A 16,654-nucleotide genomic window follows, 5' to 3' on the forward strand; every position below is an offset into this window, starting at 1 on the left:
TCCCGCCATCCATGCCGCAGAACGGGCAATTCTGGCTCCGATTGTGAGGCGGGTTACGCGAAGGGTCGCGCGCACACCGGGGCCGCCGGCCTCGCCGGGGCCGCGCCGTCGCACCGCGGGACCGGGCCCACTCCTACCCGCCTGACAGCTCACCCGCGATCCGGTCGGTGCCTCACCACGTGCCGGAGAGGCGGGCCCGCAGGGGCCGGCCGTCGGGGTCGTACATCAGCCGGTAGGCCGGCAGCGCCCAGGCCCGGGTGTACCAGGGCAACCGCTCCGGCCGGTGCGGGAGCAGCCGACCCGGCGGACGGGGACCGGCCCGCCCGCCGTCGTGCCACCGTCGTAGCGCGTCGGCGGTGGCGGTGATGGCCGCCACGGCGTCCGCCGGGTCGATCAGGTCGGCGTCCTCGCCGCCGTCGGGGTCGCGGTCCAGGTGCTCACGCCACAGCCGCAACCGAAGCTCCCGGGCGAAGACGCGGGCGCCGTCGCCGAGGCCGGCCGGATCGGCCGGCGCCCGCTCGTCGTGGGTGTCGTCCAGCACCGCGCAGGACAGCTCGCTGTCGTGCGTCCAGGAGCGGCGGTTGAGGTTGTCGCTGCCCACGCTGGCCCACACGTCGTCGACCACGCACACCTTGGCGTGTACGTACACCGGGGTACCGGCGTGGTTCTCCACGTCGAAGACGTGCACCCGCTCCGGCGCCGCCCGCTCGCAGAGCGACAGCGCCTGCTCGCGGCCGACCGTGTTCGGCGGCAGCGCCAGCCGGCCGTCCACGTCGGGATAGCGGGGGACCACGGCGACCAGGTGCAGGTCGGGATTCTCCCGCAGCGCCCGGGCGAACAGGTCGGCCACCTCGGCGGACCACAGGTACTGGTCCTCCAGGTAGATCAGCCGTCGCGCCCGCCGCAGGGCCTTGGTGTAACCGCGGGCCACGGTGCGTTCGCCGTCGGGGGCGAAGGAGTAGCGGGGCCGCACCGCCGGGTAGGTGCGCAGCACCTGCACGTTGTGCGGGCCGCACGGCGGCGGGTCGGCCGGCTGCGGCGGCAGCGGGTCGGGGCGCAGGTCCGCGCCGCGCAGCCGGTCCCGCAGGTAGGCGAGGGGGTTCTCCGAGTCCAGCGGCATCGGGTCGTTCCACCGCTCCCGGAAGGTGGTGTCCAGCGCCCCGACCACGGGCCCCCGCACGGCGAGCTGCACGTCGTGCCAGGGCGGGTGCTCGCCGTAGCGGGTGGACATCTGCACCGCCTGCCGGTCGCCCCGGTGCTCGGCGTCGTCGCGTCGGCTGTGGCACAGGTCGATGCCGCCGGCGAACGCGATGTCGCGTTCCGGTGCCCGCAGGTGACGCAGCACCACCATCTTCTGGTGGTGCGAACCGCCCCGGCGGACCCGCTGGTCGAGCAGCACCTCGCCGCCGGCGGCCGAGACCGTCTCGCTGAGGTTGCGGTTCTCCGCCTCGCTGTAGGCCAGGACGTCGAGGTGGGAGCGCCAGATCAGGCCCTTGACCACCACGCCCCGCTGCGCGGCGTCCGCGAAGAGCTGCGCCACGGTCGGCCCGTCGGGGCGCAGCCGCTCGTCCGGGTCACCCCGCCAGTCGGTGAAGAAGAGGTGGTCGCCGGCCGTCAGGGCCGCCACCTCGTCGACCAGGCGATCGAAGTACGCGGCACCGTGAATTAACGGCTCGGCAAGGTTTCCGCTCGTCCAGGCGGGTAACTCTGACACCGGGTTGGCGCGTTCGGCCGCGTCGAGGAACCAATTGCGCGGTGCCACCGTTCCAGCCCCCCCGAGGTCGACAACGTCCTCACGGTAGGACCCCTGTCGCGGGTCCGCATCCCGACCGGCATCGGATGACCGCTCGGACGACCCCGACACTCCACCCGAGCACGACGCGAGCATCGAGGAGGCAACTTCATGCCCGGCGAGACGACGAACTCCGTGCCCGAGTACCGCGAGCCGGCGGTGGAGAGTGAGCGGGGTGCGCTGGTCACGGTGTTGCTCATGGTGATCCTGGGGGTGGCGGGCATCTTCGCCGTTTCCTGACGCCGTCGTCGGATGCGCCGCCGGCACCTGCCGGCGGCGCCCGCCCGTCGTGGGGCTCAGGGCCTGCCGGCCCGGTCGTCGGTGTGCGGCAGCCGTTCGGCGGGGGCGACGCCGAGCCGGCCGGCGCGGAAGTCCTCGAACGCCTGGAGCAACTCGTCACGGGTGTTCATGACGAACGGCCCGTAGTGCGCCACCGGCTCCCGGATCGGCCGCCCGCCCATGATGTAGAGGTCCAGCGCCGGGGTGTGGCTGTCCTGACGGGCGTCCGCGGCGAAGGTCAGCGCGTCGCCGGGGCCGTGCGCGGCGAGCTGGCCGGTGTGCGCGGGCCGGCCGTCGGTGCCCACCGTGCCCCGCCCACCCAGCACGTAGACCAGGGCGTTGAAGTCCGGCCGCCACGGCAGGTCGACACGGGCGCCCGGCTGCACGGTCACGTGGGTGATGGTGATCGGGGTGTGGGTGGAGCCCGGCCCCCGGTGCCCGGCGATCTCGCCGGCGATCACCCGGATCAACGCCCCGCCGTCCGGCGTCGTCAGCAGCGCGGCCTCCCTGCCGCGGATGTCCTGGTAGCGGGGCGGGCTCATCTTCGCCGCCCGGGGGAGGTTGACCCAGAGCTGGGTGCCGTGGAACAGCCCGCCGCTGCGCACGAGGTGCTCCGGCGGCGCCTCGATGTGCAGCAGGCCGCTCGCGGCCGTCATCCACTGGGTGTCGCCGTCGGTGATGGTGCCGCCGCCGCCCTGCGAGTCCTGGTGGTCCATGATTCCGTCGATCATGTACGTCACCGTCTCGAAACCACGGTGTGGATGCCAGGCGGTGCCCCGCGGCTCGCCCGGCGCGTAGTCCACCTCGCCCATCTGGTCGAGGTGGATGAAGGGGTCCAGCTCGGTGACCGGCACCCCGGCGAACGCCCTCCGGACCGGGAACCCCTCACCCTCGTAGCCGCTCGGCGCGGTGGTGAGCCGGCGGACCGGACGGAACGCGGTGGACTCGGCGAGTCGGGGCAGGCGGGGCAGGACGAGGACGTCGTCGGCGGTGATGGCGGGCATCGGGGGCTCCTCAGCTGTGGTGGTGGGTTCTCGACGCGTCGTGGTCCGCGCGCAGGCGCCGGCCGAGTCGCTCGAAGATCCGGGTGAGGCAGGCGACCTCGGCGTCGTCGAGGTCGTCCATCAGGCGTTCGCGCACCGAACGCAGGTGGTGCGGCGCGGCCTCGCGCAGGGCCAGCAGCCCGGCGGCGGTGAGCACGGCCTCGCTGCCTCGGCGGTCGTCCGGGCAGGACTCCCGGGCCACCAGGCCGCGCCGCTGCATGGTGGAGATCTGGTACGTCAGCCGGCTCGGCGAGAAGACCAGGCGGCTCGCCAGCTCGCCCATCCGCAGTCGCTGGCCCGGCGCCTCGGCGAGCAGCACCAGCACGTGGTAGTCGGCGAAGCTCAGGGCGCTGTCGGCGCGCAGGTCGTCCTCGAGGCGGGTGTAGAGCCGCTGGCTCGCCTCGATGTAGGCCCGCCAAGCGGCGAGGCGGGCGCTGTCCAGGCTCTCGGTCACGCCCCCGACAGTAGCATCTCTTCAATTTTGAAACAGTCTGCGGTGCGCCGGGTCACTCCGTGGCCTACCGGCCGGATCCTGGCCACGCCGCCGGCCTGACTCCCCGTAACCGGCGTAGCCCGCGACGGAGCCGCCCGGACCTGTTGCGCGGCACGGGGTGGGTGCTGGCCAGGCACTTCTTCGCGGCGCCTCCGGGACGCCCCGACACCTCCGGGCTCCCTTTGCTCTGCAGCCGGATACGCACCGCTCACGCGGCGTGTCCGGTGCGGCCGTGGGTGCAGAGCAAAGGGGGGCGCGGCGGGGGGTGGGAGAGGGCCGTTGTCGGCCCACTCTCGTGATTGGGAGAACTATTGCAGGTTTGAAGGATGCGTCGGTCGCCGGGTCGGGATGCCACCGCCAGGTCGGGTGCGCCTGGTCACCAGGTCGGGCCTCATCGCCGGGCCGGGCATCGGCATGGGGCGTTCCGTGGGCCGGGGCCGGCCGGGCGGGCCGGCCGCGCCGCGCCGCGCCGCCGGCGATGGTAGTCCCCGCGCCGCCGGCGATGGCCGTCCGCACCGGTGCGGACGCCGGCCGGGACCCGGGCGGGTCCCGGCCGGCGGGTGGTCAGCGGGACGTCGGTGGCGACATCGTGTGCATCGAGTTGAGCAGCTGACGGGCCTGCTCGGCGAACTGCGCCTCGACGGTGACCGCGTACTGGCCGGCGCGCAGCGAACTGGCCGACGTGAAGTCGCGTCGCCCACCGGTCATCGCGTGCGCGACCGCCCCGAACACCGCGCCCCAGATCGCGCCGACGACCAGTCCGACCAGGATCACCGCGAGCCAGTTGCCGGTGGTGAAGATGCCGAACAGCAACCCGATGAAGAGACCGAACCACGCGCCCGTCCCGGCGCCCGCCAGAGCTGCCCGGCCGGTGGTCAGCCGGCCGAGCACCGTCTCCACCAGCGCGAGGTTCGTGCCGATGATGGCGCTGTGCTCGACCGGGAACCGGTTGTCCGCCAGATGGTCCACGACCCGCTGGGCGGACGGATAATCCGGGTACGACCCGATCGTCACGGTGGGCGGGCCGTGCTCCGGTCCGTGCCCGTCCCGGCCGGGTGCCGCCGGTGGGCCGGTCGGGCCGGACGGAAGCGTGTCGCCGCCCGACATTCCGGGCCGCCATGCCGAGGTGGGACTCGACGGTGTGGTCATGAGTTCCTCCTTCGTCAACGGACCGCGTTCCCGCCGCCGCCGCGGGGTAACGCCGCCGTGGGCGGATACCGAGCCCCGTTCCCGGCGCGACGGCCCGCAGCGCGGGCGCCGGGGGTGGTCATCGGCGAGAATGGCGGCATGCGCCTGGTCATCACCGCCGACACCCACGTGCCGAAGCGGGCCAGGGATCTGCCGGCGCCGCTCTGGGCGGCGATCGACGCCGCCGACGTGGTGCTGCATGCGGGCGACTGGGTCGACGAGGCGCTCCTCGACGCCCTGAGCCGCCGGGCCCGCCGCCTCGTCGGGGTGTACGGCAACAACGACCCGGCGGCGCTGCGCGCCCCGCTGCCGGAGGTCGCCCGGGTGGACCTCGACGGGCTACGCGTCGCCGTCGTGCACGAGACCGGTCCGAAGGCCGGACGGGAGAGCCGCTGCGCGGCGCGCTTTCCCGACACCGACCTGCTGGTCTTCGGCCACTCCCACATTCCCTGGGACACGGTCGCCCCGGGCGGTCCGCGGCTGCTCAATCCTGGCTCGCCCACCGACCGCCGGGCCCAGCCGTACGCCACGTACGTGACGGCGCGGGTGGCGGCGGGGCGGCTCGACGAGGTCGAGCTGCACCGCCTGCCACCGCGCCGCCCGCCCGGTCACTGACCGCGACCGGTCTCCTCCTGGAGCTGGTCGATCCGCTTCGAGGCCTCCGCCTTGGTGAGGCCCTCCGGCGGCTCCTCGCCGGCCTCCCGGGCCAGGGTCGCCAGGTACGACTCCTGGGCGGCGGTCGGCGGCTCCTCGCCGGTGACCCACTCGTCCGGGTCCTTGATGGCGCCCTGCGGCTGGGGCTCGCTGCTGATGCGGTCCGTCATGATCTCCCACCTCTCCTCGAACGGATGTGCCAATACCCCGTGTCGCGCCGCTGTATGCGGGTGCCCGCGTGGCGGACGCCGGGCGCGCCGCCCGCGCCCGGCAGCCGCGCCCGCGCCGCCCTGCTCGTCCACGTGCGAGGCGCGGGCACACCAGCACCGCGCGTGCGCATAACATCACCGGATGATTGCGGAGGGCCGGGCGGGTGTGGTCGTGGTCGGTGCGGGCATCGCCGGGGTGGCCTGCGCCACGGAACTGGTCCGCGCCGGCGTCCCCGTGGAGATCCGGGAGCGCGCCCGGGTGCCCGGCGGGCGGATGGCCAGCCGGCGCTTCGACGGCCGGCCCGTCGACCTCGGCGCCGCATACCTCACCGTCAGCGATCCGGACTTCGCCGAGGTGGTCGAGGGGTGGCGCGCCGCGGGACTGGTCCGCGAGTGGACCGACACCTTCGTCGCGTACGGCGCCGACGGCCGGCGCGAGGTGCCCGGGCCGATGCGCTGGGCCGCGGCCCGGGGGCTGCGCTCGCTGGTGGAGCACCTGGCCCGGGAGTTGCCGGTGACCGTGGACCGGCTCGTGCTCGGCGTCGAGCCGGGGCCGGTGGTGGACGGGCGGCCCTGCGAGGCGGTGGTGCTGGCCATGCCGGGACCGCAGGCGGCCCTGCTGCTCGCCCCGGCGCTGGACGCCGCCACCCGGGCCACCCAGGCCCAGCGCTGGTCGCCGTCGCTGGCCGGGGTGCTGTGCTTTCCGGCCCGGCGCTGGGCCACCTTCCGGGGCGCCTTCGTCAACGACCACCCGCTGCTGCGCCTCGTCTGCGACGACGGCGACCGGCGCGGCGACGACGCGCCGGTGCTGGTCGCGCACACCACGCCCGGCTTCGCCGCCGGCCACCTAGCCCAGCCCTCCAGGGCCGGCCCGGCCATCGAGGAGGCGGTCCAGGACCTGCTGGGGCTGTCCGAACCGGCCGAGCACGTGCACGTGCACCGCTGGACGTACGCGAAGCCGACCGCCGGCCTGGACGGGACGCACCACCTCGACGCCGACGGCGTCGGCCTGGCCGGCGACGCCTTCGGCGAACCCAGGGTGCAGAGCGCCTGGCTCTCCGGCCGCGACCTCGGTCGCGCCCTGGTCAACCGCCTGATCCCGGCGTGAGGAGGGCCCCGACCACCGCCGGGGCGAACAGCCCGCGCGGCGCGCCCTGCCCCGCGCAGCGCACCATCAGCTTGCGGCGGTGAGGGGCTCGTCGGCGCGGCCACGCTCGCTCGGGTCGGCGGTGCGTTGCCCGGCCCGGTCCAGCAACTGCATCACCGGCGTCGCCGCCACACCGTGCACCACCACCGAGACGATCACCACGAGCCCGACGGTTGCCCAGATCAGGTCCGCCTGGGGGAAGTCGGTCTTCGCGGTCGCGTACGCGACGTAGTAGAACGAGCCGACGCCCCGGATGCCGAACAGGGCGATCACCCAGTGCTCGGCCGGCCGCCCGGGCGCCCCCCGCAGCGACAGCCACCCGGCCAGCGGGCGGACCACGAAGATCAGCGCCAGCCCGAGCGCGGCGGCCGGCCAGGTCAGCGGCCCCAGCAGGCCACCGACGACCGCGCCGCCGAAGAGCAGCAGCAGCATCACGGTGAGCAGCCGCTCCACCTGCTCGGCGAAGTCGTGTAGCACGGAGTGGAACTCGTGGGTGCGTTCGGCGGCCCGGATCGCCCGGGCGGCCACGAAGACCGCGAGGAAGCCGTACCCGCTGACGAGTTCCACCAGCCCGTACGCCAGGAAGGTCGCGGCCAGCGCGAGGAAGCCCTCGGAGTGCCGGGCCAACCGCAGCTTGCTCGGAGCCCGGAAGAAGAGCTTGCCGAGCAGCCAGCCGACGACCCAGCCGCCCGCCACCCCGGCCGCGACCTTCCAGAGCACGTCCACGCCGAACCAGCGGCCCAGCCACTCGCCGGGCGCCAGGCTGGTGGTGGCGATGGCGATGGCCGCGTACACGAAGGGGAAGGCCAGCCCGTCGTTGAGCCCGGCCTCCGAGGTCAGGGCGAAGCGGACCTCGTCCTCGGAGTCCTCGACGTCGGTGGGCTCGCCGACCTGCACGTCGGCGGCGAGCACGGGATCGGTCGGGGCGAGGGCCGCCCCCAGCAGCAGCGCGGCGGCCGGCACCAGGCCGGCCCACCACCAGCCGAGCAGCGCCACGGCCGCGATGCACAAAGGCATGGCGATGGCCAGCAGCCGCCAGGTCGACGACCAGCGGGCCCAGCTCAACGGTCGGTCGATCTTCAGCCCGGCACCCATCAGCGCCACGATCACACCGATCTCGGTGAGATGGGTGGCGACCTCCGGATGGGCGAGCGGGTCGGGGTCCGGCAGCCCCACGGGGAGCAGGAAGACCAGCATGCCCAGCCCGAGGAAGGCGATCGGCATGGACAGCGGCCGGTGTTCGAGCAACCGGGGCAGCACCCCCGCCAGCAACGCGCCCAGACCGACCACCGCGAACGCGACGTCTACCGGCTCCACGACCCCACCTCTCGCCTCGCCCACGGCGTGCGGGCAGGTGGTGCAAGTCCTTGCCCCCGGAAGACTTCTCGTATTCCTCTTTCGGGGTCACGGGAGCCGCGAAGTCACCGCTGCGGGATGAGGATCTCGAACCAGACCGTGGAGCCGCGTACCGTCGGGTCCGTCCCCCACGCGTCGCTGAGCTGTTCGATGAGCCCGAGCCCACGGCCCCGGCTGCTGAGCGCGTCGGTCTGCGCGCGGGTCACCGTGCCCCGGGTGCCCGAGTCGGCGACCGACACCAGCAGCCGCTCCGGGCTGAGGTCGATCTCCACCCGGGCGGCGGTGCCCGCGTGCAGCAGCGCGTTGGTGGTCAGCTCGCTGGTGCAGAGCACCGCCGCGCCGATGATCGACTCGGCGACCTGCCACTCCGTGAGCTGCGCGGTCATCCAGTGCCGCACCCGGCTCGGCGCGGTCGGCTCGGCCGGCACCTCCATGCATGCTCGTCGACCGGGACGGCCGCAGCGCGTGCTCCACCGCCAGCACGGCCACGTCGTCCTCGGTGGCGCCGGGCACCGCCGCGGTGGCCACCCCGCACAACGCGCGGGGGTCGCCGCTGCCCGCGCCGGTGACGGCAGCGGCCAGGGCGTCCAGCCCGGTGCTCAGGTCCTGCCAGCGCCGCTCCACCACGCCGTCGCTGAACAGCAGCAGGGTGTCGCCGGGGGCGAAGCGCACCGTGACGGTGGGCGGACGGGAGCCGAGCCCCAGCGGAGCGCCCGCCGGCACGTCCAGGTATTCGGCGACCGCGACGCCGTCGGGCCCGCACCGGCGGATCAGCGGGGCGGGGTGGCCGGCGCTGGCCAGGGTGAGCCGCTGCCGGTCGACGTCGACGACCCCGAAGACCACCGTCACGAAGAGTTCGTACGTGTCGCCCTCCGCGCCCAGGCTGGTGACCAGCCGGTCGAGCCCGGCCAGCACGGCGTCGGGGCGGGGGTCGCTCAGCGCCAGCGCCCGCAGGGCGGCGCGGACCTGTCCCATCCGGGCGGCGGCCTGCACGTCATGGCCGGCGACGTCGCCGAGCACGATGCCCAGGCCACCGTCGGGCAGCAGGAACGCGTCGTAGAAGTCGCCACCGGCGGCGTTGCCGTCGACGCCCGGGTCGTAGCGGGCGGCGATGCGCATCCGGGGCAGGTCGGGCAGGTGCTCCGGCAGCATGCTGCGTTGCAGCAGCTGGGCGGTGCCGTGCTGGGTCTCGAACCGGCGGGCCCGCTCGGCGGCCTGGCCGACCAGTTCGGCGGAGGCGGACAACAGCGCCCGGCGGGCGGCCGACCAGACGTAGGGGGCCTGGTAGCCGACCGTCAGGCCGCCGCGCACCACCGAGGCCCGCAGCGGCACCGCCGCGAGCGAGCGGACCTTCTGGTCGTGCCGGTCCACCGCGATGTCCCGCAGCGGCCGGTCGTCGTCGACGTACTGCGGCACGCCGCCGCGGGCGGCGGTCACCACCGGACCCGGCCAGTCGGGCCCGACGCGCCGCCACAGCGGGGGAAGCCGCTCGTCGGCCTCGTCCACCAGCTCACCGCGGATGCGCCGGACCATCCGCCAGCCGCCGCCGCCCTCGTCGACGGCGAACGACACCTGGTCGGCGTCGAACGCGTTGATCGCGTAGCGCAGCGCGACCCGGGCCACGTCGTCGAGGGTGAGGGTGCCGGCGAGTGCCGCGGCGAAGTCGCTGAGGCTCTGTAGTTGCTGCGTGACCTGGGCGGTCTCCGCGACCACGATCAGCACGCCGCCGGTCCGCCCGGAGCCGTCCCGCACCGGCGAGTAGGCCCGGGTGAAGATGCCCTGCTCGACGGGGCCGGGACCGCGGTGCAACGCGACGGTGGCCTCCTTCTCCAGGAACGGCTCGCCGGTGCGGTAGGTGCGCCCGAGGGCGTCGCCGACGCCGGGCAGCAGCCAGGTGTCCCGGAACACCTCGGCCGCCGGCGTGCCCATCGCGGCGGGGTGCCGGTCACCGAGCAGCTCCGCGTACGCGTCGTTGTAGAGCAGCAGGTGCTCGTGGCCGAGGGCGAGCGCCATCGGCATGGGCGAGGCGAGGAGCAGTTCGGCGGCGGCGCGTACCGCCGGATCCCACGCCCGCCACGGGCCGAGCGCGGTGCCGCCCCAGTCGTGGCCTCGGACGGTGGCCGCCGTGCCCGACGCGGTGGGTGCTCCCGAGACCGGGGCTGGTGGGTTCGGGACCCGTCCGACCGTTCCTGGCATGACCGCAGCCTAGCCGCAGGCTCCGTCGCCGGTTTCGATCGTGCGCCCCGCGTTGTCGGGGCAGCACGTTCGGGCAGTTCAGGGCCCTTCTGCGGGGACATGTCGGAAAAAAACTCGGTGACCGGTACGGCGTGCCGCGTCGGTCACCGGGTATGCGCGCGGCGCAGTCCATGCGACAGGAGGGACATCATGCCGGAAAGCCTCGCGGTCAGGCAGGTCGACATCGGCGACGCCGTGGCCGACATGTGGAGGTCGGTGCTGCTGTTCATACCGCGGGCCATCGCGTTCATCGCGATCCTCGTGGTCGGATGGCTCATCGCCAAAGCCGTGCTCAAGATCGTGGACGCCGTGCTGGAGCGGGTCAACTTCGACAGGGCGGTGGAACGGGGCGGCATCAAGCGTGCGCTGGAACGCACCAAGTACGACGCCAGCGACATCCTGGCGAAACTGGCGTACTACGCCGTGCTGCTGTTCACCCTGCAGTTCGCCTTCGGGGTGTGGGGTCCGAACGCGATCAGTGACCTGATCGGTGGCGTGGTCGCGTGGCTGCCACGCGCCTTCGTGGCGATCATCGTCGTGGTCGTGGCCGCCGCCATCGCCAACGCCGTCCGCGACATCGTCACCGGTGCGCTGGGCGGGCTCTCGTACGGCAAGATCCTCGCCGACCTGACGGCGATCTTCATCATCGCGCTGGGTGTGATCGCCGCGCTGAACCAGGTCGGCATCGCCACCACGGTCACCACGCGGGTGCTGATCGCGGTGCTCGCCACGGTGGCCGGCATCCTGATCGTCGGCGTCGGCGGCGGCCTGGTGCGGCCGATGCAGAACCGCTGGGACCGCTGGCTGGACCGGATGGCCGAGGAGTCGCGGGCGGTGCAGGAGCACCGCCGGGCCCGGGACGCCGGACAGACCGACGTCGGCCGGCAGATGGCCGACCGGACGGCCCCCGAGCGCACCGAGGTCATGCCGCGCGGGCCGCAGCCCGCGTCGACGACCGGCGGGAGCGGCACCTACCAGTCGGGCAACGCGGGCGACGAGACGCAGCAGTTCCGTCGCTGACCGGCCGGTGGGGCGTTACGGGAGGGGTGTCCGCGGACGTGCGGGCGCCCCTCCGGCGCGTCCACCCGGGCGGGGCGCGGTGTCGCCGGCGCCGGACACCTCCGGGCGGGGCGCGGCGACGCCGCCGGACGCTCCCGGGCGGGACCGCCGGTCCGGGCCGTCCGCTCAGACCAGGGGGAGCGGGGCGGGTGTCGGGGCACCGAGGGAACGGGCCAGCGCGCAGACGGCCAGCAGCCGGGTGAGCAGCCAGTCCGGTGCGGACCAGTCCGCCGGTGCCGTGGGGAGCTGCCAGCCGTGCTCCAGCGCGGCGGCGCGGACGCCCTCCGCGTAGCCGGCGAGCGCGGCGGCGCTCAGTGGCCGGCGGTCACCGTCCAGGCTCTCCCGCACCGCCGCGGCGTGCTGGTCGACCAGGGCGAGCAGGCCCGGCCGGGCGGCGGCGGCGGCCAGCCCGTCGGCGCCGACCGAAGTGGAGAGCAGGGCCAGGGCGGCCCGCGCCGAACTGGCGGCGGAACGGGCCTCGACCCGGTTGAACGGCACACGCATGGTAACCGAGGCTATCCGGCCGGCCCCGGGGTCGACCTCGGCCGCTCGGCGGGTTTTTGGCCCTCCCCCGAACGGTCAACGGACGCGCGGGGATTGACCCGGCGCGCGCGGGGCAGGAGGAGAACCGCCCGGACGGGCGACGCCGACACCTGGAGGGACGGATGGGACGACACGGGGACAGGCCGGACGAGCGGCACCGCAGACCCGCCGGGGTCGGTGACGAGACGGTGGCGGCGCTCGGCAAGCTCAGCGAGGCGCTGGAGTGCGTCGAGCGGGTCCGCGGTCACCTCTATTCGATGCACCAGCTGGTCGGGCACGCCGACCTGATGCTCGACGACGCCGTGGCGGCGTTCCGCGCCGCCGGCCACGACCGGATCGCCGACCGCATCGACACCGAGCTGCTCGGTCGCAACGTCATCGCCGGGCGGTGGACGTTCCAGATCGTCGAGGACTTCGACGACGGCTACTACGCACTCTTCCGCGACCTCGACCGGGCCGCCCGGGACGAACTCGTCGGTGGTCGCCGGCACCTCTACGAGGCGGAGATGAAGGAGCGGCGGCGCAGCCGGGGCCGCCCGGGGCACGAGGCCCGCCCCGGGGGCGAAGGGCCAGCCGGGCGGTCACTGAACGGGAGCGGGGAGCGCTAGCGCGTCGCGACCACGGACTCCTCGGCCGAGATGCGCAGCGCCCTGACCAGGCGGCGGTAGAGGTCGTCGCCGGCCAGCAGCTCGCTGTGGGTGCCCTGGGCCCGGATCCGGCCGTGCTCCATGACCACGATCCGGTCGGCGTCGAGCACCGTGGAGAGCCGGTGCGCGATGGTGAGCACGGCGCCGGCCGCGGCGCGCTGCCGGATGCACTCCTGCAACGCCGCCTCGGTCAGCCCGTCGACCTGCGCGGTCGCCTCGTCGAGCAGCAGGACGTCGGGGGTGCGCAGCATGGCCCGGGCCAGGGCGATGCGCTGGCGCTGCCCGCCGGACACCTCCGTGGACGACAGGGACGTGTCCAGCCCCGCCGGCAGCGAGTCGACCTTGTCGTCGAGGCGGACGGCGCGCAGCACCGCCCTGATCTCCTCCTCGGTGGCGTCGGGGTGGGTGAAGCGCAGGTTGTCGCGGATGGAGCCGGGCACCACGGGCGTCTCCTGTTCGACGTACGCCAGCCGGGCCCGCACCTGGTCGTGCCCGTGGGCCGCGTACGGGCGGCCGTCGAGCAGCAACCTTCCCCGCTCGGGCTCGAGGAAGCGCAGGATCAGCGAGAAGAGCGTGGTCTTGCCGGCCCCCGACGGCCCGACGATCGCGGTGTGGCCCCGCCGGGGGATGGTCAGGTCGATGTCCCGCACCGCCGGGGGCGCGTCCGGCCCGTACCGGGCGGTGACGCCCTGGAAGACGAGCACCGGCTGCCGCGTGTCGGGCGTCGCGGCGTGTGCCGCCGGTGCGGGCGCCGGCCCCGCCGACTCGGTGGGGATGGTCTCGATCTCGCGGATCCGTCCCGCCGCCGCGATCCCGGCCTGCAACGCCGTGGTGTTCTGGGTCAGCTCGGTGATCGGCCCCATCAGCTGGAACGTGTAGAGCAGGAAGGCGATCAGGCTGGAGATCTCCAGCAGGTCCCGTTGGGCCCGCCAGGCGCCGATGCCCAGGATCGCGATCACCGAGAGCTGGATCCCCGTCCAGGCGATCGTCCAGACCGTCGCGGTCACCCGCGCCGCCCGTACGCTGTGCGCGGCCACCTGCCGGGCGTCGGCGACGATCCGCTCGGTCGACCGGGCCTCCGCCCGGCTGGCCTTGACGGTGCGGATCGCGCGCAGCGTGCCCTCCAGCGTGCCGCCGAACGCGCCTATCGACTCCTGCGCCGAGGCCTGCGCCTTCGCGATGCGGGGCATCAGCGCGCCCATGACCACCGCGACGACGAGCACGGCGGCCAGCGTGCAGCCCAGCAGGTACAGGTCGAGCACCCCCATCAGCACGAGCGTGCCGGCCAGGGCGATGCCGGCGTTGACCAGGCCGACGATGCTGCCGGACGCCTCGCGCAGCAGTTGGGTGTCGGAGGTGGCCCGGGTGACGAGTTCGCCGGTGGGTCGGCCCTGCAGCTCGCCGACGCGGGCCCGGAAGTAGTGCCGGACGATCGCGGTACGCGCGTCGAGCACGATGTGCTCGGCCAGCGTCCCGAGCAGCCGCCACTGCCACAGCGAGACGGCCGCGCCGACGACGACGAGCGCCAGCAGGGCGCCGATCGGGCGGGCCATCGACTCGCCGGCGCCGAGCGTGTCCAGGACCCACTTGGTGACCATCGGCGTCGCGAGCCCGGCCGCGTTGGCGGCCAGCCCCAGCCCGAGGCCCAGGAGCATCGTCCGTCTGTGCGGGGCGAGGAACGACACGAGCGTACGCAGCCGGGAGAGACCCGGGGCGGAAGAAGTCATGCCCTGAATGGAACATCGGTGTTCCGTCGCAGTCAACCGGAATTCCGAAAAGACGGGTTGCTATTCTCGCCGACGTGAGTGATCAGCAGGTCTCCGGCAGCCGCGCCCGCACCCGGCAGGCCATCGTCGACGCGGCGATCGAGGTGCTGGGGCGCAACCCCGCCGCCTCCCTCGGCGACATCGCCGCCGCCGCCGAGGTGGGGCGTACGACGTTGCACCGCTACTTCGCCGAGCGCGCCGACCTGCTGAACGCGATCGGCACCGAGGCCGGCGCCCGGCTGGCCCGGGCGACCGCCCAGGCGCGGATGGCCGACGGCACCGGCGCGTCGGCCGTGCGCCGGCTCTGCCAGGAATACTTCGACCTCGGCAACCTGCTGTCGTTGATCTTCAGCGAGCCGGAGACCGGCACCGGCTCGACCGGCGGCGGCTGCGATCCGGAGTTCGTCGCGATGGTCGCGCGCGGCCACCGCGACGGCACGATCGATCCGGAGCTGCCGGAGGGTTGGGTGCAGAGCCTGATCTGGTCCCAGCTCTACGCCGGTTGGGCCTACCTCGCCGAGACCGGTGCCTCCCGGCACGAGGTGCTGCGCCTGATCCTGCGTACCGTCGACGGCGCGATCGCCGTCAAGCCGGCCTGATCCGGCCGGTGCGCCGCCGGGACGCCACCCCCGGCCGCCGCGTCACTTTGTGGGGCGGGCGTCGGCCGGGCGCCGCCGGGCCGCGTCGTCGGCGATGATTACGGTGGCGACCATCAGCGCGACGCAGATGCTGAACAACCAGGAGTCGTCCGAGCTCAGCTTGGCCGAGACGGGAGCCTGGAGCGCGGCGAGGAGAAAGCCGAGCCAAGCCAGGCGGCGCTGACGCGTGGAGAGGATGCCGGAGCCCTGATGCATTCCGAAAGTCTTGCGCGCCAACGAGGGCTTGCCGTCAGCCGAACGGTCGATTCTGGATGAGCTGTCCGTTTTCCCGACCGTGCGGACCGTAATCTTCGTCCTACCGGGGAGGCCGGATCACGCCGCCGCCGACGCCGGGCAGGATGGTCCCCCGTGTCCACCACCCCGCCCCGCGCGTCGCTGCTCCTACTGGCCTATCTCGCGTTCGTCAGCCTCGGCCTGCCCGACGGTCTGATCGGGGTCGGCTGGCCCTCGATCCGGGCCGACTTCGGCGTGCCCACCGGGGCCGTCGGCCTCGTACTCACCGCGGGCACCGCCGGCTACCTGACCTCAAGCGTGCTGGCCGGCTTCACGCTGGCCCGCCTCGGCGTCGGCTGGTTGCTGGCGGGCAGCACGCTGCTGGCCAGCCTCGCGCTCACCGGCTACGCGCTGAGCCCCGGGCTCGTCCTCCTGGTGGGCTGCGCGCTGGTGCTCGGTCTCGGCTCCGGGGCGATCGACTCGGGCCTGAACGCGTACGCGGCGGGCGCCTTCGGTCCCCGGCACATGAACTGGATGCACGCGTTCTTCGGCCTCGGCGTGGCGCTCGGACCGCTGATCATGACCGGGGCGTTGAGCGCCGGGCTCTCCTGGCGCTGGGGCTACGCGCTGGTGGCGGCGGCCCAGGTCGCGCTGGCGACCGCGTTCGCGCTGACCGTGCGGGCCTGGCGGGACCGCACCCCGGCGCCCGCGCCCGCCGGGTCCGCGCCGGGCGCGGCGGCCGTCGCGGCACCGAAAGCCCCGCCCGTACGCGAGACGCTGCGCCTGCCGGCGGTCTGGCTCGGCGCGGCGGCCTTCGCCCTCTACGTGGCCGTCGAGGTGGCCGCCGGGCTCTGGGCGTTCCTGCTGCTGACCGAGGGGCGCGGCCTCGGGCCGGCTGTCGCCGGCGTCTGCGTCTCAGGCTACTGGGGGAGCCTCTTCGTGGGGCGCGTCGTGCAGGGCGTGGTGTCCGAGCGGCTGGGGCCGGCGGTGGTGCTGCGGGGCAGCCTGCTCGGGATGGCGGTCGGGGCGGTGCTGGTCGCGCTGCCCGCCCCCGCGTGGGTCGCCGTCGCCGGGCTGTTCGTCGTCGGCCTCGCCGCCGCCCCGGTCTTCCCGCTGCTCACCCTCACCACCGCCGAGCGGGTCGGTGCGGCGCACGCCGACCGGACCATCGGGTTGCAGATCGGCGCCGCCGGACTGGGCGGGGCGTTGGTGCCGGCGGGGATCGGGGTGCTGCTCGGCAACACCTCGGTCGACCTGCTCGGGCCGGCGCTGGTCGTGCTCGCCCTGGCCCTGATCGCCCTGCACGCCGCCGCTGCCCGCCGGCCGGCCCCGGCGCCCGGCTGAACGGCCCGGGGCCGGCCGGCGCGCTGC

At 74.4% G+C, this 16,654-nt stretch carries 16 protein-coding genes and 1 pseudogene; 7 read left to right on the plus strand and 10 right to left on the minus strand.

The features are described 5' to 3' along the window. Positions 1-172 precede the first annotated feature (172 nt). Positions 173-1,762, minus strand: a complete 1,590-nt coding sequence (locus ACQ452_RS10085) for a phospholipase D family protein (RefSeq protein WP_433392529.1) — start codon at positions 1,760-1,762, stop codon at positions 173-175. Positions 1,763-1,903: 141 nt separating this feature from the next. Here ACQ452_RS10085 and ACQ452_RS10090 point away from each other — a divergent pair, with 141 nt between their 5' ends. Beyond that, positions 1,904-2,032, plus strand: coding sequence for a hypothetical protein (locus ACQ452_RS10090; protein ID WP_433392531.1), 129 nt, complete (start codon positions 1,904-1,906; stop codon positions 2,030-2,032). Between the two features lie 56 nt (positions 2,033-2,088). Here the strand turns inward: ACQ452_RS10090 and ACQ452_RS10095 are convergent, their stop codons facing one another. The 3 genes from ACQ452_RS10095 to ACQ452_RS10105 all read right to left on the minus strand — a co-directional run bounded on the left by ACQ452_RS10095 (position 2,089) and on the right by ACQ452_RS10105 (position 4,756). Continuing rightward, positions 2,089-3,075: a pirin family protein gene (locus ACQ452_RS10095; RefSeq protein ID WP_433392533.1), complete on the minus strand. Its 987-nt coding sequence runs from the start codon at positions 3,073-3,075 to the stop codon at positions 2,089-2,091. Between the two features lie 10 nt (positions 3,076-3,085). Next, on the minus strand, positions 3,086-3,568 hold the full coding sequence (locus ACQ452_RS10100; RefSeq protein ID WP_433392535.1) for a MarR family winged helix-turn-helix transcriptional regulator: 483 nt from the start codon (positions 3,566-3,568) through the stop codon (positions 3,086-3,088). 603 nt (positions 3,569-4,171) lie between these two features. Further along, on the minus strand, positions 4,172-4,756 hold the full coding sequence (locus ACQ452_RS10105) for a general stress protein (RefSeq protein WP_433392537.1): 585 nt from the start codon (positions 4,754-4,756) through the stop codon (positions 4,172-4,174). A 138-nt stretch (positions 4,757-4,894) separates the two neighbouring features. On the opposite strand from ACQ452_RS10105, the gene ACQ452_RS10110 reads away from it, so the two are divergent. Beyond that, a complete protein-coding gene (locus ACQ452_RS10110) occupies positions 4,895-5,410 on the plus strand; it encodes a metallophosphoesterase family protein (protein WP_433392539.1) in 516 nt (171 codons plus the stop codon). Here the strand turns inward: ACQ452_RS10110 and ACQ452_RS10115 are convergent. Then, complete coding sequence (locus ACQ452_RS10115) at positions 5,404-5,619, minus strand: DUF3072 domain-containing protein (protein WP_433392541.1); 216 nt, start codon at positions 5,617-5,619, stop codon at positions 5,404-5,406. The genes ACQ452_RS10110 and ACQ452_RS10115 overlap by 7 nt on opposite strands. A gap of 205 nt (positions 5,620-5,824) precedes the next feature. Here ACQ452_RS10115 and ACQ452_RS10120 point away from each other — a divergent pair, with 205 nt between their 5' ends. Next, positions 5,825-6,766 carry an NAD(P)/FAD-dependent oxidoreductase gene (locus tag ACQ452_RS10120; RefSeq protein WP_433394080.1) on the plus strand — a complete coding sequence of 314 codons (942 nt, stop codon included), beginning with the start codon at positions 5,825-5,827 and terminating at the stop codon, positions 6,764-6,766. Positions 6,767-6,832: 66 nt separating this feature from the next. On the opposite strand, the gene ACQ452_RS10125 is transcribed toward ACQ452_RS10120, so the two are convergent. Continuing rightward, positions 6,833-8,122 carry a cation:proton antiporter gene (locus tag ACQ452_RS10125; protein WP_433392543.1) on the minus strand — a complete coding sequence of 430 codons (1,290 nt, stop codon included), beginning with the start codon at positions 8,120-8,122 and terminating at the stop codon, positions 6,833-6,835. A 104-nt stretch (positions 8,123-8,226) separates the two neighbouring features. Continuing rightward, a pseudogene (locus ACQ452_RS10130) lies at positions 8,227-10,357 on the minus strand (SpoIIE family protein phosphatase). Positions 10,358-10,546: 189 nt separating this feature from the next. On the opposite strand from ACQ452_RS10130, the gene ACQ452_RS10135 reads away from it, so the two are divergent. After that, positions 10,547-11,416 carry a mechanosensitive ion channel family protein gene (locus ACQ452_RS10135; protein ID WP_433392545.1) on the plus strand — a complete coding sequence of 290 codons (870 nt, stop codon included), beginning with the start codon at positions 10,547-10,549 and terminating at the stop codon, positions 11,414-11,416. A gap of 165 nt (positions 11,417-11,581) precedes the next feature. Here the strand turns inward: ACQ452_RS10135 and ACQ452_RS10140 are convergent, their stop codons facing one another. Next, positions 11,582-11,959 carry a DUF6401 family natural product biosynthesis protein gene (locus ACQ452_RS10140; protein ID WP_433392547.1) on the minus strand — a complete coding sequence of 126 codons (378 nt, stop codon included), beginning with the start codon at positions 11,957-11,959 and terminating at the stop codon, positions 11,582-11,584. A gap of 161 nt (positions 11,960-12,120) precedes the next feature. Here ACQ452_RS10140 and ACQ452_RS10145 point away from each other — a divergent pair, with 161 nt between their 5' ends. Beyond that, positions 12,121-12,606 (plus strand): hypothetical protein, encoded by a 486-nt coding sequence (locus ACQ452_RS10145; RefSeq protein WP_433392549.1) that lies wholly within the window; start codon positions 12,121-12,123, stop codon positions 12,604-12,606. Here ACQ452_RS10145 and ACQ452_RS10150 read toward each other — a convergent pair. Next, the gene (locus tag ACQ452_RS10150; protein WP_433392551.1) at positions 12,603-14,372 is read right to left on the minus strand and encodes an ABC transporter ATP-binding protein; all 1,770 of its coding nucleotides are present in this window, start codon (positions 14,370-14,372) and stop codon (positions 12,603-12,605) included. The genes ACQ452_RS10145 and ACQ452_RS10150 overlap by 4 nt on opposite strands. A 74-nt stretch (positions 14,373-14,446) precedes the next feature. Between ACQ452_RS10150 and ACQ452_RS10155 the strand changes: the two genes are divergently transcribed. After that, a complete protein-coding gene (locus tag ACQ452_RS10155) occupies positions 14,447-15,010 on the plus strand; it encodes a TetR/AcrR family transcriptional regulator (RefSeq protein ID WP_433392553.1) in 564 nt (187 codons plus the stop codon). Positions 15,011-15,052: 42 nt separating this feature from the next. Here ACQ452_RS10155 and ACQ452_RS10160 read toward each other — a convergent pair whose 3' ends face one another. Further along, positions 15,053-15,265: a hypothetical protein gene (locus tag ACQ452_RS10160; protein ID WP_433392554.1), complete on the minus strand. Its 213-nt coding sequence runs from the start codon at positions 15,263-15,265 to the stop codon at positions 15,053-15,055. Between the two features lie 153 nt (positions 15,266-15,418). On the opposite strand from ACQ452_RS10160, the gene ACQ452_RS10165 reads away from it, so the two are divergent. Further along, on the plus strand, positions 15,419-16,627 hold the full coding sequence (locus ACQ452_RS10165; RefSeq protein ID WP_433392556.1) for an MFS transporter: 1,209 nt from the start codon (positions 15,419-15,421) through the stop codon (positions 16,625-16,627). Positions 16,628-16,654: the final 27 nt, after the last annotated feature.

The organism is Micromonospora sp. KLBMP9576, from assembly GCF_050941805.1.
Taxonomy (GTDB): Bacteria; Actinomycetota; Actinomycetes; order Mycobacteriales; family Micromonosporaceae; genus Micromonospora.

Excerpts from the sequence above, each read along its gene's own strand:
- ACQ452_RS10140 (WP_433392547.1), bottom strand. The coding sequence starts at position 11,959 with ATGCGTGTGCCGTTCAACCGGGTCGAGGCCCGTTCCGCCGCCAGTTCG.
- ACQ452_RS10095 (WP_433392533.1), bottom strand. The coding sequence starts at position 3,075 with ATGCCCGCCATCACCGCCGACGACGTCCTCGTCCTGCCCCGCCTGCCC.
- ACQ452_RS10115 (WP_433392541.1), bottom strand. The coding sequence starts at position 5,619 with ATGACGGACCGCATCAGCAGCGAGCCCCAGCCGCAGGGCGCCATCAAG.
- ACQ452_RS10110 (WP_433392539.1), top strand. The coding sequence starts at position 4,895 with ATGCGCCTGGTCATCACCGCCGACACCCACGTGCCGAAGCGGGCCAGG.
- ACQ452_RS10090 (WP_433392531.1), top strand. The coding sequence starts at position 1,904 with ATGCCCGGCGAGACGACGAACTCCGTGCCCGAGTACCGCGAGCCGGCG.
- ACQ452_RS10145 (WP_433392549.1), top strand. The coding sequence starts at position 12,121 with ATGGGACGACACGGGGACAGGCCGGACGAGCGGCACCGCAGACCCGCC.
- ACQ452_RS10150 (WP_433392551.1), bottom strand. The coding sequence starts at position 14,372 with ATGACTTCTTCCGCCCCGGGTCTCTCCCGGCTGCGTACGCTCGTGTCG.
- ACQ452_RS10160 (WP_433392554.1), bottom strand. The coding sequence starts at position 15,265 with ATGCATCAGGGCTCCGGCATCCTCTCCACGCGTCAGCGCCGCCTGGCT.
- ACQ452_RS10135 (WP_433392545.1), top strand. The coding sequence starts at position 10,547 with ATGCCGGAAAGCCTCGCGGTCAGGCAGGTCGACATCGGCGACGCCGTG.
- ACQ452_RS10105 (WP_433392537.1), bottom strand. The coding sequence starts at position 4,756 with ATGACCACACCGTCGAGTCCCACCTCGGCATGGCGGCCCGGAATGTCG.